Annotated in this window: 20 protein-coding genes; 16 read left to right on the top strand and 4 right to left on the bottom strand. The window is 63.3% G+C overall.

The features are described 5' to 3' along the window. Positions 1–16: 16 nt before the first annotated feature. The 15 genes from DS839_RS01030 to gnd all read left to right on the top strand — a co-directional run bounded on the left by DS839_RS01030 (position 17) and on the right by gnd (position 16,121). Positions 17–562, top strand: coding sequence for a SixA phosphatase family protein (locus tag DS839_RS01030; protein WP_119268419.1), 546 nt, complete (start codon positions 17–19; stop codon positions 560–562). Positions 563–627: 65 nt separating this feature from the next. Beyond that, the gene (locus DS839_RS01025; RefSeq protein WP_119268418.1) at positions 628–2,061 is read left to right on the top strand and encodes a YcjX family GTP-binding protein; all 1,434 of its coding nucleotides are present in this window, start codon (positions 628–630) and stop codon (positions 2,059–2,061) included. Continuing rightward, a complete protein-coding gene (locus tag DS839_RS01020) occupies positions 2,058–3,098 on the top strand; it encodes a YcjF family protein (RefSeq protein WP_119268417.1) in 1,041 nt (346 codons plus the stop codon). The genes DS839_RS01025 and DS839_RS01020 overlap by 4 nt, the downstream gene beginning before the upstream one ends. After that, complete coding sequence (locus DS839_RS01015; RefSeq protein WP_119268416.1) at positions 3,079–4,041, top strand: zinc metalloprotease HtpX; 963 nt, start codon at positions 3,079–3,081, stop codon at positions 4,039–4,041. Before DS839_RS01020 ends, DS839_RS01015 begins: the two co-directional genes overlap by 20 nt. A gap of 82 nt (positions 4,042–4,123) precedes the next feature. Then, positions 4,124–5,299 carry a vWA domain-containing protein gene (locus tag DS839_RS01010; RefSeq protein WP_119268415.1) on the top strand — a complete coding sequence of 392 codons (1,176 nt, stop codon included), beginning with the start codon at positions 4,124–4,126 and terminating at the stop codon, positions 5,297–5,299. Positions 5,300–5,373: 74 nt separating this feature from the next. Beyond that, entirely contained in the window at positions 5,374–5,889 is a 516-nt protein-coding gene (locus DS839_RS01005) for an EF-hand domain-containing protein (protein WP_119268414.1), read from the top strand. Between the two features lie 212 nt (positions 5,890–6,101). Continuing rightward, positions 6,102–7,277: a GNAT family N-acetyltransferase gene (locus DS839_RS01000; RefSeq protein WP_162918210.1), complete on the top strand. Its 1,176-nt coding sequence runs from the start codon at positions 6,102–6,104 to the stop codon at positions 7,275–7,277. Positions 7,278–7,378: 101 nt separating this feature from the next. Continuing rightward, a complete protein-coding gene (locus DS839_RS00995; protein ID WP_438816477.1) occupies positions 7,379–9,439 on the top strand; it encodes an oxidoreductase in 2,061 nt (686 codons plus the stop codon). Positions 9,440–9,618: 179 nt separating this feature from the next. Further along, a complete protein-coding gene (locus tag DS839_RS00990) occupies positions 9,619–9,948 on the top strand; it encodes a hypothetical protein (protein ID WP_119268412.1) in 330 nt (109 codons plus the stop codon). 17 nt (positions 9,949–9,965) lie between these two features. Beyond that, positions 9,966–11,309: a vWA domain-containing protein gene (locus tag DS839_RS00985; RefSeq protein WP_119268411.1), complete on the top strand. Its 1,344-nt coding sequence runs from the start codon at positions 9,966–9,968 to the stop codon at positions 11,307–11,309. A gap of 164 nt (positions 11,310–11,473) precedes the next feature. Then, complete coding sequence (locus tag DS839_RS00980) at positions 11,474–12,385, top strand: DMT family transporter (RefSeq protein ID WP_368911002.1); 912 nt, start codon at positions 11,474–11,476, stop codon at positions 12,383–12,385. A gap of 212 nt (positions 12,386–12,597) precedes the next feature. Next, positions 12,598–13,467: an MBL fold metallo-hydrolase gene (locus tag DS839_RS00975; RefSeq protein ID WP_119268410.1), complete on the top strand. Its 870-nt coding sequence runs from the start codon at positions 12,598–12,600 to the stop codon at positions 13,465–13,467. Between the two features lie 25 nt (positions 13,468–13,492). Then, positions 13,493–14,446 (top strand): ring-cleaving dioxygenase, encoded by a 954-nt coding sequence (locus tag DS839_RS00970; protein WP_119268409.1) that lies wholly within the window; start codon positions 13,493–13,495, stop codon positions 14,444–14,446. Next, the gene (locus DS839_RS00965; protein ID WP_119268408.1) at positions 14,443–15,117 is read left to right on the top strand and encodes an alpha/beta hydrolase; all 675 of its coding nucleotides are present in this window, start codon (positions 14,443–14,445) and stop codon (positions 15,115–15,117) included. The genes DS839_RS00970 and DS839_RS00965 overlap by 4 nt, the downstream gene beginning before the upstream one ends. Positions 15,118–15,143: 26 nt before the next feature. After that, positions 15,144–16,121: a phosphogluconate dehydrogenase (NAD(+)-dependent, decarboxylating) gene (gnd, locus tag DS839_RS00960; protein ID WP_119268407.1), complete on the top strand. Its 978-nt coding sequence runs from the start codon at positions 15,144–15,146 to the stop codon at positions 16,119–16,121. 33 nt (positions 16,122–16,154) lie between these two features. On the opposite strand, the gene DS839_RS00955 is transcribed toward gnd, so the two are convergent. Further along, on the bottom strand, positions 16,155–17,264 hold the full coding sequence (locus DS839_RS00955) for a DmpA family aminopeptidase (protein ID WP_119268406.1): 1,110 nt from the start codon (positions 17,262–17,264) through the stop codon (positions 16,155–16,157). Between the two features lie 74 nt (positions 17,265–17,338). Here DS839_RS00955 and DS839_RS00950 point away from each other — a divergent pair, with 74 nt between their 5' ends. Next, positions 17,339–19,138: a cation:proton antiporter domain-containing protein gene (locus tag DS839_RS00950; protein WP_119268405.1), complete on the top strand. Its 1,800-nt coding sequence runs from the start codon at positions 17,339–17,341 to the stop codon at positions 19,136–19,138. Positions 19,139–19,140: 2 nt separating this feature from the next. On the opposite strand, the gene DS839_RS00945 is transcribed toward DS839_RS00950, so the two are convergent. From DS839_RS00945 to DS839_RS00935, 3 genes are all read right to left on the bottom strand, one after another. Further along, positions 19,141–20,169, bottom strand: a complete 1,029-nt coding sequence (locus DS839_RS00945; RefSeq protein WP_119268404.1) for an NAD(P)/FAD-dependent oxidoreductase — start codon at positions 20,167–20,169, stop codon at positions 19,141–19,143. A gap of 18 nt (positions 20,170–20,187) precedes the next feature. Beyond that, the gene (locus DS839_RS00940; protein ID WP_119268403.1) at positions 20,188–20,508 is read right to left on the bottom strand and encodes a 2Fe-2S iron-sulfur cluster-binding protein; all 321 of its coding nucleotides are present in this window, start codon (positions 20,506–20,508) and stop codon (positions 20,188–20,190) included. Positions 20,509–20,774: 266 nt separating this feature from the next. Continuing rightward, positions 20,775–21,161 (bottom strand): Hpt domain-containing protein, encoded by a 387-nt coding sequence (locus DS839_RS00935; protein WP_119268402.1) that lies wholly within the window; start codon positions 21,159–21,161, stop codon positions 20,775–20,777. Positions 21,162–21,322 lie beyond the last annotated feature (161 nt).

The following is a 21,322-nucleotide window of genomic DNA, read 5'->3' as shown; positions in this document are numbered from 1 at the left end:
TATAGTTCGTGCCGCCATGCTTCGGCTCTTCCTGTTCAGGCACGCCAAATCGAGCTGGACCGATCCCGGCCTCGATGACCACGACCGTCCGCTCAATCCCCGCGGCGCCAAAGCGGCACCGCTCGTCGGCCGTTTCATGCGCGCGCAGAAGCTGGTGCCGGATCTGGTGCTGTGCTCGCCGGCGCGCCGCGCGCGCGAGACCTGGAAGCTCGCCTCCGCCGAGCTCGGAACGGCACCGCGACTCCTGATTGAGGAGGCGCTCTATGATTTCGGCAATGGCGGACGCATCCTCGACACGCTGCGCGACAAGGCCGACGGCGCGAAGTCGGTCATGGTCGTCGGACACAATCCCTCGATCGAGCGCCTGGCCCAGCGCCTCATCGGCAAGGGCGATGCGAAGCTGCGCAAGCGCCTCACCGAGAAATATCCGACCGGCGCGTTGGCCGTGATCGCCTTCGACGCCGGCGACTGGGGCGATATCGAGGACGGCAAGGGCATGCTTTCGGCCTTCATCCGCCCGCGCGACCTGGCCAAGGAATCGGACCGAAAACCGGGAACTTAGCTCTTGCGTCAAGGCGTGGCCCGCCCCAACTATGGGCCTGGATTGGTCCATGACGCATTGACGAATTGAAACGCACCTCTTTCATCGACGGCGCCCGCATCGCGGCGGGCGGTCTCAAGGACTTTGCGTCGGGCCTTTCGACGCCGACCTTGCGCCTGGGCGTCACCGGCCTCGCCCGCGCCGGCAAGACGGTCTTCATCACCGCCCTCGTGCACGCGCTGCTCAACCAGACGCGGCTGCCTTTGTTCGACGCGCAGGCGCAAGGCCGCATCACGCGCGCCTATCTCGAGCCGCAGCCCGACGACGATCTTCCGCGCTTTGCCTATGAGGACCATGTCGCTCGTCTGACCGCCAAGGAGCGCACCTGGCCCGAGAGCACGCGCCGCATCAGCCAGCTCCGCCTGACGCTCGATTATACGCCGCAAGGCCTGATCGCGCGGAGCTTCGGCCGCGACCGGCTGCATGTCGATATCGTCGATTATCCGGGGGAATGGCTGCTCGATCTGCCGCTCTTGAATCTCTCCTATGCGCAATGGTCGGCCGAGACGGTGGCGTCGAGCCGGCGCAAGCCGCGCGATGCGCTGGCGCGCGACTGGCATGGTCTGCTTTCTTCCCTCGATCCCTTAGGCTCCGCGAACGAGCATGATGCGGTCAAGGCGGCGGAGCTCTTCACCGCCTATCTCGCGCGCTGCCGCGGCGGCGACGTCTCGCTCTCCGCTCTGCCGCCCGGCCGCTTCCTCATGCCCGGCGATCTCGCCGGCTCCCCGCTTCTCACTTTCGCAGCCCTCGATGTGGCGCCGGATGCCGATTTTCCGCGCGGCTCGCTCGGCGCGCTGATGGCGCGGCGCTATGACTCTTATGTCGCGAAAATCGTAAGGCCATTTTTCTTCGGGCATTTCGCGCGTCTCGATCGCCAGATCGTCCTGGTCGATGCCTTGAGTGCCCTCAATGCCGGACCGGACGCGGTGCGCGACCTGCAAAAGGCGTTGACCGACGTGCTCGCCTCCTTCCGCCAGGGCGCTAATAGCTGGGCCTCGACATTCTTCGGCCACCGTATCGATCGCATCCTGTTCGCGGCCGCCAAGGCCGATCTCATCCACCATTCGAGCCATGACCGGCTGGAGGCCATATTGGAGCTCATCGTCAAGGATGCCGCCGCCCGCGCCGAATTCTCAGGGGCCGAGATCGACATCGCCGCCCTTGCCGCCATTCGCGCCACGCGCGAGGCGACGATCCGCCAGAAGGGCGAGGATCTCGCCTGCATCGCCGGCATCCCCGAGAAAGGCGAAACGATCGGCGGCGAGACCTTCAATGGCGAGACCGAAGCGGCGATCTTTCCGGGCGACCTTCCGGCCAATCCCGAGGAGGCCTTGCGCGGCGGCCTGGAGGGCGCCCTTCATTTCGTGAAGTTCCGTCCGCCTTTGACAGCGGGACGGAGCTTCCCCCATATAAGGCTCGATCGCGCCCTCGAATTTCTGTTGGGAGATCGCTTTTCATGAACGATCACCGCAGGCCGCAGGCTTTCCATATCGATCCGGCACCCAAGCCCGACAAGGTGCGGCGCGCGCCCCGCGCCATCCCCGCCAGCAAGATCAAGTTCGAGGAGGAGCCTCAGGGGCAAGAGGTCGTCGTCGTGCCGCCGGCACCCTTGCCCTCCTCGCGTGTGCTGCGCTGGGGATCGCTTCTCGTCTCGACACTCTTCGGCCTCTTTGTGATGTGGGCCGGCCTCTCCATCACCAGCCTGATCGAGGAGCTCTTCCAGCGCTCGCAATATCTGGGCTGGATCGGCCTCGCTCTCGCCGGCCTCGCAGGGCTCGCCGCCCTTGCCATCATCCTGCGCGAGATCTGGGGCCTCATGCGGCTCAACCGCATCGAGCATGTGCAGGCCGATGCCGCGCGTGCGCTCAATCACGATGATGCCGCGGCGGCCAAGCGTGTTCTCGCCGCGCTCGAGGACATTTATCGCCGGCGTCCTGATGCGGCCTGGGGACTGAAGACCCTGTCCGAGCATGAGAATGACGTCATGGATGCCAAGGACCGCATCAGGCTCGCCGACCGCGATCTCGTCTCGGGCTTCGATGGCGAGGCGCACCGCATCATCGCACGCCGCAGCCGCCGCGTGACGATGCTGACGGCGGTGACGCCGGCGGCGGCGCTCGACATTCTCTTCGTCGCCGCCCAGAACCTGCGCATGCTGCGCGAGATCGCGACCCTCTATGGCGGCAGGCCGTCGGTCCTGGCGACATTCCGTCTTTCGCGCATGGTGATCGGCCATCTCGCCGTCACCGGCGGCCTCGCGCTCTCCGACAGCGTGATCCAGCATGTCGTCGGCAAGGGTCTGATCGGGAGGCTTTCGGCGCGGTTTGGCGAAGGCGCCGTCAATGGTATCCTGACCGCGCGCATCGGGCTTGCCGCGCGCGATGTCTGCCGTCCGATACCGCAAGAGGCGGAAGCCAAGGAGACGCTCGCCAGCCTGACGCGCGAGCTGCTGAATTTTTCGAACGAGGGCGATCAGAATGCCGCCTCCCCGTCTTGATCTGGCCGTCCGGCGCAGCCACGATGTGCGCAATGCACTGCACACGGCGATCCTGATCGGCGGATCGGGACTGCTTCTCGCCATCATCGCCTGGACCGTGCTCGGCTGGACCGGCCTCGTCTGGGCCGCCATCCTGGGCGCTTTCGGCCTGTGGACCATGGGCCGCGTCTCGCCGAAGATGGTGCTCGGCCTCTACAAGGCGCGCCCGCTCGCGCCCGATGAATTGCCGGAGGTCCATCGCGTCATGCGCGAGCTCGCCAAGCGCGCCGAGCTCTCTTCCATCCCGCAGCTCTATTATGTGCCAAGCAAGATCCTCAACGCCTTCGCCGTCGGCAAGCCCGAGGATTCGGCGATCGCGGTGACCGACGGCTTGCTGCGTGCGATGACCATGCGCCAGCTCACCGGCATCCTCGCCCATGAGACCGCGCATATCCGGTCCGGCGATCTGAAGGTGATGGCGCTCGCCGATGTGCTGACGCGCGTGACCAGCTCCATGGCGATGCTGGGCCTCATCGGCATACCAGCTCTGTTCGGCGCCGGCATCGCGATTCCCTGGCTCGGCATCCTGCTCCTGATCTTCGCGCCGACCCTTGGCGGCCTCTTGCAGCTCGGCCTGTCGCGCACCCGCGAATATGATGCCGATCTCGACGGCGCCGCCTTGACGGGCGATCCCGCGGGCCTCGCTTCAGCTCTCGAGACGCTCGAGCGCCGGCAAGGCCATGTCTGGGAGGGATTGTTTCCGGCGGGGCGCGTGCCGAGCCCCTCGCTCTTGCGCACCCATCCCGCGACCAAGGACCGCGTTGCGCGGCTCCTCGCACTGGCCGGCGAAGCCGAGCCGCAGATCGTGGTCAGCAGCAGCACAAGGCCCGAACCTGGACCTTCCATCGTGCCGCCGATCCGCAACCCGCGCATCCACTGGCAGCGCATGGGGATCTGGTACTGAGTGGCCGCCCTTGAGGCGGCCATCCAGAATCTATGAAATCGCCGGGCTTGACCCGGCCATCCAGCGTAAGACAAAGTCGGCCATGTTCCTCACTTTCTTCCATGAGCTCAAGGCCTCGGGACTTCCCGTCACCCTCAAGGAATACCTGACCTTGATGGAAGCGATGGATGCGAGCCTTGCCCGCTTCCGGGTCGAGGACTTCTATTACCTATCGCGCACGTCGCTGGTGAAGGACGAGCGCAATCTCGACAAGTTCGATCGCGTCTTCGGCCATGTCTTCAAGGGCCTTGAAGGCAATGCCGAGATCCTTCTCGCCGAGATCCCGGAAGAGTGGCTGCGCAAGCTCACCGAGAAATTCCTGACCGAGGAGGAGAAGCGTCTCATCCAGTCGCTGGGCGGCTGGGAGAAGATCATGGAGGAGCTCAAGAAGCGCCTCGCCGAGCAGAAGGGCCGGCATCAGGGTGGCAACAAATGGATCGGCACTGCCGGCACCTCGCCCTATGGCGCCCATGGCTACAATCCCGAAGGCGTGCGCATCGGCCAGGACAAGAACCGCAACAACTGCGCCATCAAGGTGTGGGATCGGCGCGACTACAGGGACCTCGACGATGAGGTCGAGCTCGGCACCCGCAACATCAAGCTGGCTCTCCGGCGCTTGCGCATATTTGCCCGCGAGGGTGCGCCCGAGGAGCTCGACCTTGACGGCACGATCAAGTCGACCGCCAACAAGGGCTATCTCGACCTGCGCCTGGTCCCTGAACGCCGCAACACGGTGAAGGTCCTGTTGTTCTTCGATGTCGGCGGCTCGATGGAACCGTTCGTCCGCGCTTGCGAGGAATTGTTCTCGGCCGCCCGCGCCGAGTTCAAGCACATGGAATATTTCTATTTCCACAATTGCCTCTACGAGAGGGTGTGGCGGAGCAACCGCCGCCGCCATGACGAGCCGCTCGATACATGGAAGCTGCTGCATACCTATCCGTCCGACTACAAGGTGATCTTTGTCGGCGATGCGTCCATGAGCCCTTATGAGATCACCCATCCCGGCGGCTCGGTCGAACACTTCAATGAAGAATCCGGCATGACCTGGCTCGGGCGCGTCAGTCATGTCTATCCCAAGCTCGTCTGGCTCAATCCGACGCCCGAGAAATATTGGTCCTATACGGCCTCGACCGATCTCGTCCGCCGGCTCATGGCCGAACGTATGTATCCGTTGACGCTTCAGGGCCTCGATCAGGCCATGCGCGAGCTGACACGCTGATCACGACCCGGTGACGAGCGACGGAATGACGCCCGCGGACCGTCTTCCGATTGACGACAATCACGGAGATCCGGATGCAAAACAAAACCAAGCTCACGCTCGCCATCCTCACCTTGTCCGCTTTGGGCCTCGGCACGCTGACCAGCCATGCCATGGCCGACCGTGGGGGCCGGTGCGGTTGGGGCGGCCACCCTGGCGGCGGCCCGCGTCACCTCATGCAGCGTTACGACACCAACAAGGACGGCAAAGTGAGCCAGCCGGAAGTCGATGCCAACCGCACTGAATGGCATGCGCGCTTCGATGCCGACAAGAATGGCAGCCTGAGCCTCAAGGAATTCGAGGCGCTGTGGCTGGAGGCGCATCGCCAGCAAATGATCCGCGAGTTCCAGCGGCTCGATCCCAATGGCGACGCCGTTCTCACCCTTGATGAATATGCGGAGCCCATGTCGCGTATTGTCGCAAATAGGGACCGTAACGGCGACGGTGTCCTGAGCCGGGAAGACCGGCGCGGCGAAGGCATGCACCGCTGGCATCGCGACCACGACCGTGACGACGACAACGACGACGACGGCGGCACAAACCGGCAATAGCGTTGTGGGTGGACAGCCCGCGGAGCAGGTCTTTTTATCTCTGCGGGCTGTTTTTTCCGTGCCACGCGCCAGATTTTTAGACTTTTGTTAACTGCAAGCCAAAGCTGGCAATCAAGTTGCAGTGATCTTGGGCATTGTGCCTTGGCGGCACACTGGTCGAGACGGGAATGCAACCACAGCGAGAAAACTCACTGGCAGTCTTGAGGCGGGACATGGCTCTTGCCGTCCCGGCCGGAAGTCTGACTATCCCCTGCGCCGGGCATATTTCGCTGGCGACAAATCTGGCGGCCCTTGAACAGCTTAGCCCCGACTGGCGCGAACTCCACGCCGCTTCCGCCCATGCCCATGGCGTTTTTCAGAGCGCCGACTGGTGCCTGACCTGGGCGCGGATCTACGCCAAGCCCGAGCTCGGGATCGAGCCCTGCGTCGTCACCGGCTATGAGGATGGCGCCCTGGTCTTCGTCTGGCCGCTCATGAAGGTGAAGAAGGGCCCGCTCACGATCCTGCGCTGGCTCACCGACCCCCTCGCCCAGTATGGCGATGTCGTGGTGAAGGCCGGCGCCGACGCCCGGCCCTGGTGCCGCCGCGCCATGGAATTCCTGCGCCGGCTCAAGGGCATCGACTGCCTGCGCCTGCGTCACGTTCGCCAGGATTCGGCGATCTATCCCTTCCTCAAGGAGCAGTTCACCCGTGCCGGCGAGGCCGACGAGGCTCCCTGTCTGGATCTGACCCCCTATCCGACCGAGGCCGAATACGACAAGCGCTACAGCCGCGAGCAGCGCAAGCGGCGCGGCAAGATCAGGAAATCGCTCGAAAGCATGGGCAAGGTGGATTTCGCGATGCTGCCGCCGGGCAGCCTGATGGACCGCGCCATGGAACAGGCGGTCGACCAAAAGCGCAATTGGCTCGCCGAGCGCGGGCTCTACAGCAAGCCCTTGCAGTGCCCCTATCTCGGACCCTTCCTGCGCGAGCTGTCGCGCAACGGCGGCGGCAGCGTCTCGCTGGTCACCTCATGCCTCACGGCCGGCAGCCGCCCCATCTCCTGGGAGATCGGCCTGCGCTTCGGCAAGACCCATTTCGGCTTCATCACCGCGCATGACACTTCCTTGACCGATGCGTCACCCGCCCGGCTGCATATGGACATGTCGCAGCGTCAAGCCATCAAGGACGGCATGCGCATATTCGACCTGATGATCCCCGGCGACCCCCACAAGCAGTCCTGGAGCAATGCCCGGATGACGGTCCATAATTTTCACGCCCCCTTGTCCCTGGGCGGCAGCCTTTATGGCTATGGCTATCTGTCCCTGCTCCGCCCGATCGTGCGGCGCTTCTATTACACGGCGCCGACCGCGATCCGCACCCGGTTCACCCGGTTTTTCTCGACCTGATCCGGCGGCGGCGCTCTAACGCCGCATGCCGCGTAACAGACTGGCAGCGTCGCTCGCGGCGTGACAGACTTGCTGGCGATTTAGCCAAGCAGAAGACTGTGATGCCAGCCACCCTGATCCGCGCCAGCGACCCTCTCCTCCAGCCCTATACGATCAAGCATCTGACCCTCAAGAACCGGATCATGTCGACGGCGCATGAGCCGAACTACCATGAAGACGGCATGCCGAAGGATCGCTACCGGCTCTATCACGTGGAGAAAGCCAAGGGCGGCATCGCTTTGACCATGACGGCGGGATCGGCCGTGGTCTCGCGCGATTCGCCGCCCGCTTTCGGCAATCTGCTCGCCTATAAGGACGAGATCGTGCCCTGGCTGCGCAAGCTCACCGATGAATGCCATGAGCATGGCGCCGCGGTCATGATCCAGCTCACCCATCTCGGCCGGCGCACCAATTGGAACAAGGCCGATTGGCTGCCCATTCTCTCCGCCTCGCCGATACGCGAGCCCGCGCACCGCGCCTTCCCCAAGGAAATGGAGGATTGGGATATCGAGCGCATCGTCGCCGACTATGCTTGCGCGGCAAGCCGCATGAAGGAGGCCGGCCTCGATGGCTTCGAGTTCGAATGCTACGGCCATCTCATGGATGCCTTCTGGTCGCCGGCGACCAACCGGCGCGAGGACGCCTATAACGGCTCGATCGACAACCGCCTGCGCTTCACCTTCCGCGTGCTCGAAGCGGTCAGGCGCGCCGTCGGCCCCGATTTCATCGTCGGCTGCCGCCTGGTGGCGGACGAGGATTGGGACAAGGGTCTGTCGCGCGCCGACGGGCTTGCGATCTGCCGCCGCCTGAAGGATTCAGGCCAGATCGATTTCCTCAACATCATCCGCGGCCATATCGAGCATGACGCGCCTTTGGCCAAGGTGATCCCGGTTCTCGGCATGCAGGCCTCGCCGCATCTCGATTTCGCCGGCGAAGTGCGCGCCCTGACCAGGTTCCCCGTCTTCCATGCGGCGCGCATCAATGACGTGGCGACGGCCCGTCACGCCGTGGCCGAGGGCAAGCTCGACATGGTCGGCATGACCCGCGCTCATATCGCCGACCCTCATATCGTGAAGAAGATCACGGAAGGCCGCGAGGCCGATATCCGCCCCTGTGTCGGTGCCACCTACTGCCTCGACCGCATCTATGAAGGCTATGAGGCGCTGTGCATCCATAATCCGGCGACGGGCCGCGAAGGCGCACTTCCGCAAGTGATCACACGCACGACGGGTCCGCGCCGGAAGATCGCCGTCGTCGGCGGCGGCCCGGCCGGGCTCGAGGCGGCACGGGTCTCGGCCGAGCGCGGCCATGAGGTGATCCTGTTCGAGGCCGCGAACGATCCGGGCGGACAGATCCGTGTAGCCGCCCAGGTGAAGCGGCGGCGCGAGCTGATCGGCATCGTCGATTGGCGGACGGAGCAATGCCAGCGGCTGGGCGTCTCTCTGAAGTTCAACAGTATCGCCGAAGCCGCCGACATCCGCGCGCTCGATGCCGATATCGTGATCGTGGCGACGGGCGGCCTGCCGCAGATGAGCAGCATCGAGGATGGCGCCGATCTCGCCGTCTCGAGCTGGGATATCCTGTCGGGCGAGGTGAAGCCCGCCGAGGACGTGCTGCTGTTCGACGACAATGGCGCCCATCCCGGCATGGCCGCCGCCGAGTTCATCGCCGAGGCTGGCTCGGCCCTCGAGGTCATCAGTCCCGAGCGCTTCTTCGCCCCCGAGATGGGCGGGTTGAACCTCGTACCCTACATGAAGATCTTTACCGACCGGCATGTCCGGGTCACGACCATGACGCGGCTGCGCTCTCTCAAGCGGCAGGGCAACAAGATCGAGGCCGTGTTATGGAGTCCCTATACCGAGGCCGACTATGCCACGCGGCTCGTCGATCAGGTCGTCGTCGAGAACGGCACGTCACCGCTGGCCGACATCTATTTTGACCTTAAGGAGGAGTCGCGCAATCGTGGCGAGGTCGATTATGAGGCCTTGATCGCCGGCCGGCCGCAGGGCAAGCAGGCCAATCCTTCCGGCAGGTTCCAGCTCTTCCGCATCGGCGACGCCGTGTCCTCGCGTAATATCCATGCCGCGATCTATGACGCGTTGCGGCTGTGCAGCGTCTTTTGATCAGGTTTCATGACATCCTTGTTGCTGCAGTGAAGAAACGATTAAGGATAAACCGATCGTAATGTGGATGGGGTCTGGATAAGCACAATTCTAACCAATCTCTTAAGCCATGGCTTAGACGCCGATCCTAGGTTGCCGTTCACTCGATATTAGCTTTTCGAGAAGGGGCAATACTCGCGATGTCACCGAAAATATTGGGCAGCATCCTCGCCGCTATCCAGCTGGCAGCAACTGTCGCTTTCGTCGGAGCCCCCGTGCCGGCCCAGGCGGAAACGTTGAACACCTACTACAAGGTGCTCATCGCCGTGCGCAAATGCGAACTTTCGGTCGATGAGACGCAATTGGCCAGACTTCAGGAAATCATCGAGAACCGCGTCACCGACACGGATGCCTCCGCCGACACGATCAACGCCATCTTCGATCAGATAGCGTCCGAGATCGGCACCGATACGCCGGCTTTCTGCGCCGATTATAGCGAAACCGCACTGTCCATCCTGGCAACCCTCTGACCCACGGACCTTGACCCATGCTCAGCTCAAATTTTCGCACATGGCTAAAAGCGCAGTCCGGCCTTGCCGGATTGAGGTCCGACGACAAGGCGAATGTGGCGCCGCTGACCGCCCTGTGCGCGATTCCCCTGGTCATGATCGCCGGGGTCGCCATCGACTCGAGCAGGTTGTCCTCGGCCAGGGTCGAGGTGCAGGCGGCCGTCGACGCCGCCGCCTTGAACGCTGCCGCCGCTTACGGAACCGGCAGTGACGGCTATGTGGCCATAGCCGATGCCAGCTTCGACCAGAATGTGGCCCAGAACGACGTCCTGGCGAAGGCGAACATCGTCACCGACGTCAAGGTCAACAAGGACGACAATACGCTGACCATGACGGCCTCAGGCAATATTCCCACGACACTGACGCGGATCGCGGGCTTCACGCAGATGCCTCTGGGCAGCGATGGCGCGGCCAGCACCGTTTCCTCCACTGTCACGCTCCCCGTCTTCTCCGACTATCACAAGGGCCAGATCATCCTCGTCATGGACTATTCGAGCTCGATGACCGAATATGTCGGCGGCGAGCGCAAATACAAGACGATGCGCGACGAAGCCGTGAAGCTCGTCAAGAACCTGTCGCAGAACTACACCAATCCCGATGTCGAATTCGGCCTGGTGCCCTTCTCGCATGCGGTGCGCGTCACCATGCCCAACAACTTCTATTACGGCAAGACCGGCACGTCGCAATCGACCTATTGCATCGACGATCGCAACTATCCCAACAATCTCAAGACCGACACGCCGGACACCAGCACGAAGAACAACAGCACCAAATTCTTCACCACGAGCTGCAGCTATTTCCAGGACAACAAACTGAAGGTGCGGCCGCTGTCGACCGACCACTCCGCCACGGCGACCCAGATCAGCGAGATGGTTCCTTATGGCAACACCCATATTGCCTTAGGCATGGAGACGGCCTGGCATGTCCTGACGCCCAATGCTCCCTATGAAGCGCCTCAGAATGCCGAGGAGACCCTGAAAGCGATCGTGCTCCTGACCGACGGCAAGCAGACGAGCCCCGGCAACGGCCCGAACAACATCTTGTCGGTGGCGCAGGCCGAAGCCAATCTGGAGAGCCTGTGCACGGCGATCAAAGACGCCGGCATTCGCGTGGTCACCGTCTCCTTCGATCTCAACGACGAAGACAATGCGGACACAGAAACGCGCCTGCACGACTGCGCTTCCGACAATCTGGAAAAGAAGGTGGCGGCGGGCGAGCCGCAGCCCAAATATTATTTCAACGCCGATACCAATGAAGAATTGGCAACCGCTTTCGGCATCATCCGCGACAGTATCGCCCGCAACATGTATATCTCGAAATAACCCTGCAGCGACCTTCGCCCTCCCCAGCCATCCGGAATCGGGTGGCAAACTCCACGATTTCGGCTAAGGAGCGCCCACCCCAGGTTGAAATAAACCCGGGACCATGAACGTAACGGGGCATGTGATACCGCTTTCCGGTTCCTCACATGCAAGGGGCGCGCCGCATGATCAACCGCACGATGGGACCGGCAGAATGGGCCATGCTCATCCTCCTCAGCATCGTCTGGGGCGGTTCGTTCTTCTTTTACGCCATCGCCGTCAAGGAGCTCCCGACCTTCACCATCGTCTTCCTGCGGGTGGGCCTCGGCAGCATCGGCCTTTGGCTCGCCGCCTGGGCCATGGGCCTCTTGCCGCTTCGCCAGCCTGGCCTATGGCGCAATTTCCTCATCATGGGCCTCATCAACAACGCCATCCCCTTCAGCCTGATCGTCTGGGGCCAGCGCGAGGTCGCTTCCGGCCTCGCCGCGATCCTGAACGCCACCACGCCGTTCTTTACCGTGCTGGCCGCCAACATGCTGACGGCGGACGAGAAGCTGTCCTGGAACCGGCTGCTCGGCGCCGTGATCGGTCTCTCCGGCGTCGCCGCCATGATGGGCACGGATATCCTGGGAGCGCAGGGAGGCTCGCCCCTCTCGCAGCTCGCCATTGTCGCGGCAGCTGTGTCCTACGCCTTCGCCAGCGTCTTCGGCCGCCGCTTCTCCACCATCCCGCCCCTGATCACCGCCGCCGGCCAGACTGCGGGCTCCTCCCTCATCCTCTTTCCGGTCATGCTCGCCATCGATATGCCCTGGCGCCTTGCATCGCCGTCCCTCGACGTCTGGCTCGCCATCATCGGTCTTGCCGTCCTGTGCACCTCGCTCGCCTACATTCTCTATTTCACGATTCTGAAGCGCGCCGGCGCCACCAACATCGTACTGGTCACTTTCCTCGTACCAGTGAGCGCCATCCTCTTGGGCATTGCCGTGCTTGGCGAGGCGCTCGGCCTTCATCATATCGTCGGCATGGCGACCATCGCCGTCGGTCTGGCGCTCATCGACGGACGGCTTCTTACTTTTTTGAAACCCCGTCGCATCTAGATCACGATGACTTTTGACGGTACCGTCAAAAGTCATGAGCGTGATCGTCGACTAAATCGAAGCATAATGTTATCGCCAAGACGTGCCGTCTTGGCGCATTATGCTTTGACAAAAATACGGTCTATCATCGCCTCGACGCATCGGGCCGAAAAGTGGATACCGGTTTTCGGATAATCCGATGCGCAATATATAAAGGGAGGCAGGAGGAGATCATGGCCAGTCATCCCGATGTCCAGGGCTTCTTCGACGAAGCCACCAATACGGTGAGCTATGTGGTGAGCGATCCCGCCACGAAAATCTGTGCCATCGTCGATTCTGTGCTCGACTATGACCCCTCGGCCGGGCGCACCTCCTTGCAATCGGCCGACAAGCTGATCGATCATGTCCGCCGTCACGGCCTGACGCTCGACTGGATCCTCGAGACCCATGTCCATGCCGACCATCTTTCCGCCGCTCCCTATATCCAGGAAAAGCTCGGCGGCAAGCTCGGCATCGGCGACAAGATCACCGTCGTGCAGAATACGTTCGGCAAGATCTTCAACGCCGGGACGGAATTTCAGCGCGACGGCAGCCAGTTCGACCGCCTGTTCAAGGATGGCGACCGTTTCAGCCTGGGCTCGATCGAGGCCCATGTCATGCACACGCCCGGCCACACGCCGGCCTGCCTGACTTATGTCATCGGCGATGCCGCTTTCATCGGCGACACGCTGTTCATGCCGGACTATGGCACCGCGCGCGCCGATTTTCCCGGCGGCGATGCCCGGCAGCTCTACAGGTCGATCCAGAAGGTTCTGTCGCTGCCGCCGGAGACGCGATTGTTCCTGTGTCACGACTACAAGGCGCCGGGACGAGATTTCTTCGCCTGGGAGACGACCGTCGCCGCCGAGCGCGCCGGCAATGTCCATGTCAAGGACGGCGTCGGCGAGGACGACTTCGTGGCCATGCGCACCGCGCGCGACAAGAAGCTCGGCGCGCCGAAACTGATCATTCCCTCGATCCAGGTGAACATGAATGCCGGCCATTTCCCCGAGCCGGACCGGGACGGCAATGTCTATCTGAAAGTGCCGCTCAATCGCATTTAGTACAAAGAACAAAAAGGAGATCGGCATGGCTGAACTGCTGCGCGGCATCCATCATCTGACCGCCATCACCGCCGACGCCCCGGGCAATCTCGCTTTCTACACCGGGGTGCTGGGGCTGAGGCTCGTCAAGAAGACCGTCAATCAGGACGATACCAGCGCCTATCACCTGTTCTATGCCGACGGCAAAGCGAGCCCCGGCAGCGACGTCACCTTTTTCGATTGGCCGGTCGGGCGCGAGAGGCGCGGCATGCACGCGATCTCGCGCACGGCGCTCCGGGTCGGAAGCGAAGCAAGTCTCGCCTGGTGGCGCGACCGTCTCATCGCCGCCAAGGCGAAGACGGGCGAGATCGCCGAACTGGCCGGCTACGTATCGCTCGATTTCGAGGATCCGGAAGGCCAGCGCCTGCGGCTTGTCGACGACAAGGGCGCCGGCCAGAGCCATCCCTGGGACGGAAGTCCGGTTCCCACGGCCCACCAGATCCGCGGCCTCGGCCCGATCACGCTCTCGGTGCCGGATGTGAAGCCGACCGCCGCCGTGCTCACGCAAGTCCTCAATATGAAGGAAGCACGTACGCACCCCTTGCCCAATGGCAAGACGTCGCTTCATGTCTTCGCCATGGGCGATGGCGGCCCGGCCGCCGAGCTTCATGTGGCGGTCGAGCCGCATCTCCCGATCGCTGGCCAAGGTGCCGGCGGCGTCCATCACGTCGCCTTCCGCACGCCGAGCGTCGAGATGCTCCATCACTGGACCGAGAGGCTGGCCAGCTTCAAGCTTCCCTCGAGCGGCGAGGTCGAGCGCTATTATTTCCGCTCGCTCTATTTCCGCGAGCCCAATGGCATATTGTTCGAGATCGCGACCGACGGGCCAGGCTTTGCCGTCGACGAGCCTTTGGAGAGCCTGGGCCAGCGCCTGTCATTGCCGCCCTTCCTCGAAGGCCGCCGCGCCAGCATCGAAGCCGGATTGAAGCCTCTGCAATGAAATCCCGCATTTCCGCAACCAAGGCGCGCCGCCTCATCGCAACGCATGATCTCCTCGTTGCCGGCACGCCCTTGGCCAAGGCATCCAAGGTGGTGCTCCTCATTCATGGGCGCCACGCCTCGGCCGAGGTCATCCTGCCGCTGGCCGACCGGCTGGCCTCACCGGGCGTGTGTTTTCTCGCCCCCAGTGCCGAAACCAGAAGCTGGTATCCCGGGCTATTCATGGGCCCCATTGCCGCCAACGAGCCCTTTCTCATCCAGTCGCTCGACCGGCTCGGCGCCATCTTGCGCGCCGTGAACGAGCTCGGCTTCGATGTCGGCGAGGACATCGTGCTCGCCGGCTTCTCGCAAGGCGCCTGCCTCGTTCTCGAATATGCCGCGCGCCATCCGCGCCGCTATGCCGGCGTCCTCGGCTTCACCGGCGGCCTCATCGGCCCCGATCCGATGCACCGGGAGGAACGCGGGCGGTTCGAAGGCACGCCCGTCTTCATCGGCTGCAGCGAGAAGGATCCTTTCATTCCGGCCGAGCGTGTGATCGAAACCGCCGAGCATCTGAAGGCCCACGGCGCCATCGTGACCATGCGTTTCTATCCGGGCAGCGATCACATCATCACCGATGATCAGATCGCCCATGCCCTTGACATCTTGTCGTCATCCAATGTCGTAGCATGACATCTGAAATCGAGAGGGAGCAGAACATGGATATCGGTATTATCGGTCTCGGACGCATGGGCGCCAACATCGCCCGCCGCCTCATGCGGGAAGGACACAAATGCGTTGTGCTCGACCGCAATCAGGATGCGGTGAAGGACGTCGAGAAGGCAGGCGCCACGCCGGCCAAGGACGCGGCCGACATGCTGCAGAAGCTCTCGTCGCCTCGTGCCGTCTGGCTGATGCTGCCGGCCGGCAAGATTACCGAGACGGTCCTGACCGAGGTCGCAGGCCTGATGCGCGAAGGCGACATCCTCATCGACGGCGGCAACAGCTTCTACAAGGACGACATCCGCCGCGCCAAGGCCTTGCGGCCCAAAGGCATCCACTATGTCGATGTCGGCACGTCCGGCGGCGTCTGGGGTCTCGAGCGCGGCTATTGCCTGATGATCGGCGGCGACCAGGCGATCGTCACCCATCTCGATCCAATCTTTGCCTGCCTCGCCCCCGGCATCGGCAAGATCGAGCGCACGCCTGGCCGCGACCGACGCGATCCCCGTGCCGAGCATGGCTATATTCACTGCGGCCCCGCAGGCTCGGGTCATTTCGTCAAGATGATCCACAACGGCATCGAATATGGGCTCATGCAGGCCTATGCCGAGGGCTTCGATATCCTGCGCAACAAGTCGAGCAGCGACCTGCCCGAGGATGAGCGCTTCACGCTCGACATGGCGGATATCGCCGAGGTGTGGCGGCGCGGCAGCGTGGTTTCGTCCTGGCTGCTCGATCTCTGCGCCATTGCGCTCACCCGCGACGGCGATCTCAAGAGCTTCACCGGCTCGGTCTCCGATTCAGGCGAAGGCCGCTGGACGGTCGAGGCGGCGATCGAGGAAGCCGTGCCGGCGGATGTGCTCTCGACGGCGCTCTACACCCGCTTCCGCTCGCGCCGCGATCACACATTCGCGGAAAAACTGCTCTCCGCCATGCGCTTCGAATTCGGCGGCCATGTCGAGCCGAAGAAGTAAACCATTACCCTGGCCCCCAAAGGGGAGAGGGGATCACATCCTTCCATACTTCTTCATCACGTCGATCAGCCGGTCATGCGGCAGCGCCACGCAGCGATTGCCGTCGCGCCCGACCATCGTCTGGTTGGCGATCATGCTGTCGATGATCGCTTCCTCCGTCGCCTCAATCGTCGCGACGAAGAGCGGATCGATGTCCTGGGTGCCGATCGCCTCCATGCGGCGCAATTCGCCGCGCTTTGCAGCGAAGGCTTCTTCATTGGCGGTCGAGAAGGCAAGGAAGATGTCGCCCGAACTGTTGTGGCCGATGCCGCCGGTCCGTGCCAGACCCAAGGGCACGCGCCGGGCGATGCGCTTCAGCTGATGCGCTTCGAGCGGCGCATCGGTCGCGATGATGACGATGATGGAGCCCGCAGGGCTACCCCGCAGCTCATCGCCCTTGAGATGAAGGCCGACCGGCACGCCGAGGATCGTGCATTCGGGCCGTTGCCCGAAATTCGACTGGACGAGAGCGCCCAGCGTGTAGCGGCGTCCGCCGATCTTGACGACCCGCGATGCCGTGCCGTTGCCGCCCTTGAAGTCGTAGCACACCATGCCGGTGCCGCCGCCGACGCTGCCCTCTTCGACCGGGCCGCCGCGCGCGCCTTCCAGGGCTTGAATCACATGCTCAGCCTTCACATGGAAGCCGTTGATATCGTTGAGGTCGCCATCGAAGGTCTCGGCCGCGACCGGCAGTCCCCAGTCCTGCACATTGCCGCCGCCATGGCGCACCAGCCATTCGATCGTGGCATCGCGCGCGACGCCGCAGGAATGGGTGTTGGTGATGGTGATCGGGGTCTGCAATTCGCCCGACTCCTCGATCCAGATCGTGCCGGTCATCTCGCCATTGCCGTTGAGCGAATAGGATCCGGCGGCGCAGGGTATCTGGGCCTTCTTTCGTCCGCGCGGCAAAAGCGCGGTGACGCCGGTGCGCACCGGCCCCTGCCCGACGATGAGCTTGCCTTCGCCCGAGATCAGCGTCGTCGTCCCGACCTCGACGCCGGCGACATCGGTGATGGCATTGTTCTCACCGGGATCTCCGGAAAAGGGCAGCCCAAGCGCCCGGGCGCGCGTCTTGCCGGCGGGTGTGGCGTGGTGAGAATTCATGGGTCTCCCTCGATTCTGCTTTGCAAGCAGCGAGGCTTCGCACACACTCAAGCCGGTGAGCAACAGGCAAGAACATGTCGTCCCCCGTCGATCCGAGCGCCTATAAGGAAGCCCTGATCTTCCTCGGCACGGCGGGCGTCGTCATTCCCATCTTCCGCAAGCTGGGCCTGAGCTCGATCCTGGGCTTCCTCATCGTCGGCGCCCTCATCGGCCCCAATATGCTGGGAAAGCTCGCCGAGACCTGGCCCTGGCTCGCCAATTTCGTCTTCACGGAATCGGAGGAATTGTCGCGGCTCGCCGAGCTCGGCGTCGTCTTCCTGCTGTTCCTGATCGGCATCGAATTATCCTTCGAGCGCCTGATCACTATGCGCCGCCTGGTCTTCGGCCTGGGCGGCCTGCAGATGCTCGTCACCACCATCGTCCTCACCTCGATCGGCCTGTGGCTGGGCCTGGCGCCGGCCGAGGCGCTGATCGTGGGATCGGCCTTGTCTCTTTCCTCGACCGCGATCGTGGTGCAGCTCCTCTCCGACGCCAAGCGCCTCGGCACCCAGACCGGACGCGCCAGCTTTGCGGTGCTGCTGTTCCAGGACCTGGCGGTCATCCCGATCCTGCTGCTCGTCAATGTGCTCGGCGCCAATGAGGCCGGCCTTTCCTTTGCCGGCATTCTCACCGCCATCGCCCAGGCGCTCATCGCTATCGCGCTCATCGTGGTGATCGGCCGGTTCCTGCTGCGCCCATTGCTGCGCCTGGTGGCCCAGACGAGGAGCGGCGACCTGTTCATGGCCACGACGCTCTTGATCGCCGTGGGGGCCGGTTATGCCGCGAGCCTTGCCGGCATGTCCATGGCGCTCGGCGCCTTTCTCGCCGGTCTGCTCCTGGCCGAAACCGAGTTCCGGCGCGAGGTCGAGGCCATCCTCGAGCCGTTCAAGGGCCTCTTGCTCGGCGCCTTCTTCCTGCTCGTCGGCATGGGCATAGATCTGAGCCAGATCGCCTCCTACCCCGAGATCTTCATCCCTGCAGCCGCAGCCCTCATCGCCATCAAGGCCCTCCTGTTCTGGCTCATCGCCCAGTTCTTCCCGATCGAGCGCCAGGCCCGCTTCGAGACGGCGCTCCTGCTCGGGCCGGGCGGTGAATTCGCCTTTGTCGCCATGGCGGCGGCGGTCTCGGCCGGGGTCGTCACCGCGATCATGAGCGATGCGCTCCTGGTCATCGTGTCGCTCAGCATGGCCTCCATACCCTTGCTCGATTATGTGGGCCGGCCGCTGTCGCGGAAGATCCTGAGCGCCGCGGCCGAGATGCCGATGGAATTGCCGCCCGGCGACAGCGAGGCGCGCGTCGTCATTGCGGGCTTCGGCCGGGTCGGCCGCCTCATTGGCAAGATGCTCGAGGAGCACGACATCTCCTATATCGCCGTCGACACCGATCCCCAGGTGGTCGCCCATGAGCGCAAGGCGGGCAAGCCCATCTATTATGGCGATGCCTCGCGCGCGGAGTTCCTGCGCGCCTGCAATATCGAGCATGTCCAGGTCATCGCCGTCACCATGGACCAGCCGAAGAAGGTCGAGGACGTCATCCTCGCGGCGCGGGCCGAGCGCGCCGATCTCAAGATCATCGCGCGCGCCCGCGATGATCGCCATGCCGTCAAGCTCTATGAGCTCGGCGTCACCGAAGCGGTCCCCGAGACGATCGAGGCGTCTTTGCAGCTGGGCGAATCCGTCCTGGTCGGCGCAGGGCTGGCCATGGGGCTCGCCATCGCTTCCGTCCATGAGCAGCGCGATGTCTTCCGCAAGATGCTGGGCCGCCCCAACCGCAAGGAGGAGCTGGCGCTGCTGCGCCGCCGCAAGACCCGCAACATCAGCCGCGCCGGTGAATAGCCTTACGCGACACCCAGCTTCTTCTGCAGGCTCGAGCTCGAGGTCGTGTACTGGAACAAGAGCCGCTCGCCCGGATGGATGTGGTGGAAGGCCTCTTGCGCCATGAGGGCCGCTTCATGGAAGCCCGACAAAATGAGCTTGAGCTTGCCCGGATAGGAGTTGATGTCGCCGATGGCGAAGATGCCGGGCGTCGAGGTCTCGAACTTGGCGGTGTCGACGGGGATCAGGTTCTCATGCAGGTTGAGGCCCCATTCGGCGACCGGCCCCAGCTTCATGGTGAGGCCGAAGAAGGGCAGCATCGCATTGGCGGTGATGTCGAATGTGCCTTCGGCCCCCTTGACCTGGGCCGAGGCGAGGACGCCATTAGCACCGGTGAGCCCGGTCACCTGGCCGAGCTTGAACTGCATCTTTTCGGCCGCCACCAATTCGCGCATCTTCTTCACGCTGTCGGGTGCGGCGCGGAAATCGTCGCGCCGATGCAGGAGCGTCAGGCGCTTCGCCAGAGGCTGCAGGTTGAGCGTCCAGTCGAGGGCTGAATCGCCGCCGCCGACGATGAGGATGTCGCGCCCGCGCAGCGCCTCCATCTTCTTGACCGAATAGAAGACCGACGTGTTCTCGTAGGCCTCGATGCCCGGGATCGGCGGTTTCTTCGGCTGGAACGAGCCGCCGCCTGCCGCGATCACCACCACTTTGGCGTGGAAGACGAGACCGCCATCGGTCTTGAGCTCGAAACGGCCGTCTGCGAGCTTCTTGAGCTCGGTGACCATCTGGTTGAAGTGGTATTCGGGCTTGAAGGGCTTCGCCTGGTCGAGGAGGCGATGCGTGAGCTCGGCACCGGTGACGATCGGCAGTGCGGGAATGTCATAGATCGGCTTTTCCGGATAGAGTTCGGCGCATTGTCCGCCGGGGCGGTCGAGGATGTCGACCACATGGCATTTGATGTCGAGAAGTCCCAGCTCGAAGACCGCGAACAGACCGCAGGGACCGGCACCCACGATCACGGCATCGGTGGAAATCACCTCTTCGCTCATATCCAACTCCAAATAGTGCTAGAACTGTTTTTCGGGCACGCGGACCCTGAGCCCGTCGAGCGCATCCGAGACTTTGATCTGACAGGACAGCCGGCTCTCCTCGCGCACATCGAAGGCGAAGTCGAGCATGTCCTCTTCCATGGGGTTGCGCGCACCCGTCTTCTCGAGCCAGTCCGGCTCGACATAGACATGGCAGGTGGCGCAGGCGCAGGCGCCCCCGCAATCGGCATCGATCCCCGGGACCATGTTCTTGACCGCGGTCTCCATGACCGTCATTCCCGTCTGCCCTTCGACGGTCTGTTCGGTGCCATTATGCTGAATGAAGGTGATCTTCGCCATTCCGGGCCTTTTGGTCGGGTATTAGGATGCTCCCCGCCCAAGTTGTTCGACTTTGGTGACAAGAGCGCGCTTAGGAGATAGGTGTCGGGCCTTCCGGTTGGATTGCGGCAATCCGGCCGGAAGGCTCGAATGCCGCGGCCTCTTTAAGATATCGCAGCCGCGAACACAAGGAATGGGCCTATCGCCGCAGCCATGCACGGGGCGCTAGGCCCGAGGGAAGGCCGGGTCTCGCTCAACCTTGCTATCAAGAAAATGCGCCAACACCTTTATTCGACAGTCCTTTTTGCCTCATCGGCGAAGGCCGCCATGGCCACGTCGAGGGCGTCGAGGGCCCTTTTCTTGCTGGCCTCGGGCGCGACGAAACCCATGGTTTCGAGCTGTTCCGCGAGGCTTGCGATCTGCGGCGCCCCGATCGAGCGGGCCGACCCCTTGAGGCTGTGGGCGGCGAATTTCCAGTCATGGGCGGAAGCCGCCGTCTCCAACTGCGTCCGCACCGGCGCGAAGTGCCCAAGAAACAAAGTGACGAGCTCGCGCTCGAGGGCTGGCTCTCCATTCGTATACTGATGCAAATGCTGCCGGTCGAAGATGGCCGGATCGGCCTCGCCGCCCTGGCCCCCTTGTGCACCTGTCGCCTGCCGCCCGGACAATTTCATGCCCCTTGTTGCTTCGAATGGCCCTGTCGCTCAGCCTGTTTACGTAAAGAAGTCCGCTTAACATAGGATTTTCGATTTTGATTCAAAGCGAACCATAATTTTAACCAAAACTTTATTTAGCCGGACTGACAAGGTTAAGATGAGTTTAAGCGGGACTCCCA

The organism is Taklimakanibacter deserti, from assembly GCA_003574785.1.
This window is presented reverse-complemented; position numbering and strand designations above follow the sequence as displayed.

What these genes read in the sequence shown, in the direction of transcription:
- DS839_RS01030 (WP_119268419.1), top strand. Translation starts at nt 17, where the DNA reads ATGCTTCGGCTCTTCCTGTTCAGGCACGCCAAATCGAGCTGGACCGAT.
- DS839_RS01020 (WP_119268417.1), top strand. Translation starts at nt 2,058, where the DNA reads ATGAACGATCACCGCAGGCCGCAGGCTTTCCATATCGATCCGGCACCC.
- DS839_RS01015 (WP_119268416.1), top strand. Translation starts at nt 3,079, where the DNA reads ATGCCGCCTCCCCGTCTTGATCTGGCCGTCCGGCGCAGCCACGATGTG.
- DS839_RS01010 (WP_119268415.1), top strand. Translation starts at nt 4,124, where the DNA reads ATGTTCCTCACTTTCTTCCATGAGCTCAAGGCCTCGGGACTTCCCGTC.
- DS839_RS01005 (WP_119268414.1), top strand. Translation starts at nt 5,374, where the DNA reads ATGCAAAACAAAACCAAGCTCACGCTCGCCATCCTCACCTTGTCCGCT.
- DS839_RS01000 (WP_162918210.1), top strand. Translation starts at nt 6,102, where the DNA reads ATGGCTCTTGCCGTCCCGGCCGGAAGTCTGACTATCCCCTGCGCCGGG.
- DS839_RS00995 (WP_438816477.1), top strand. Translation starts at nt 7,379, where the DNA reads ATGCCAGCCACCCTGATCCGCGCCAGCGACCCTCTCCTCCAGCCCTAT.
- DS839_RS00990 (WP_119268412.1), top strand. Translation starts at nt 9,619, where the DNA reads ATGTCACCGAAAATATTGGGCAGCATCCTCGCCGCTATCCAGCTGGCA.
- DS839_RS00985 (WP_119268411.1), top strand. Translation starts at nt 9,966, where the DNA reads ATGCTCAGCTCAAATTTTCGCACATGGCTAAAAGCGCAGTCCGGCCTT.
- DS839_RS00980 (WP_368911002.1), top strand. Translation starts at nt 11,474, where the DNA reads ATGATCAACCGCACGATGGGACCGGCAGAATGGGCCATGCTCATCCTC.
- DS839_RS00975 (WP_119268410.1), top strand. Translation starts at nt 12,598, where the DNA reads ATGGCCAGTCATCCCGATGTCCAGGGCTTCTTCGACGAAGCCACCAAT.
- DS839_RS00970 (WP_119268409.1), top strand. Translation starts at nt 13,493, where the DNA reads ATGGCTGAACTGCTGCGCGGCATCCATCATCTGACCGCCATCACCGCC.
- DS839_RS00965 (WP_119268408.1), top strand. Translation starts at nt 14,443, where the DNA reads ATGAAATCCCGCATTTCCGCAACCAAGGCGCGCCGCCTCATCGCAACG.
- gnd (WP_119268407.1), top strand. Translation starts at nt 15,144, where the DNA reads ATGGATATCGGTATTATCGGTCTCGGACGCATGGGCGCCAACATCGCC.
- DS839_RS00955 (WP_119268406.1), bottom strand. Translation starts at nt 17,264, where the DNA reads ATGAATTCTCACCACGCCACACCCGCCGGCAAGACGCGCGCCCGGGCG.
- DS839_RS00950 (WP_119268405.1), top strand. Translation starts at nt 17,339, where the DNA reads ATGTCGTCCCCCGTCGATCCGAGCGCCTATAAGGAAGCCCTGATCTTC.
- DS839_RS00945 (WP_119268404.1), bottom strand. Translation starts at nt 20,169, where the DNA reads ATGAGCGAAGAGGTGATTTCCACCGATGCCGTGATCGTGGGTGCCGGT.
- DS839_RS00940 (WP_119268403.1), bottom strand. Translation starts at nt 20,508, where the DNA reads ATGGCGAAGATCACCTTCATTCAGCATAATGGCACCGAACAGACCGTC.
- DS839_RS00935 (WP_119268402.1), bottom strand. Translation starts at nt 21,161, where the DNA reads ATGAAATTGTCCGGGCGGCAGGCGACAGGTGCACAAGGGGGCCAGGGC.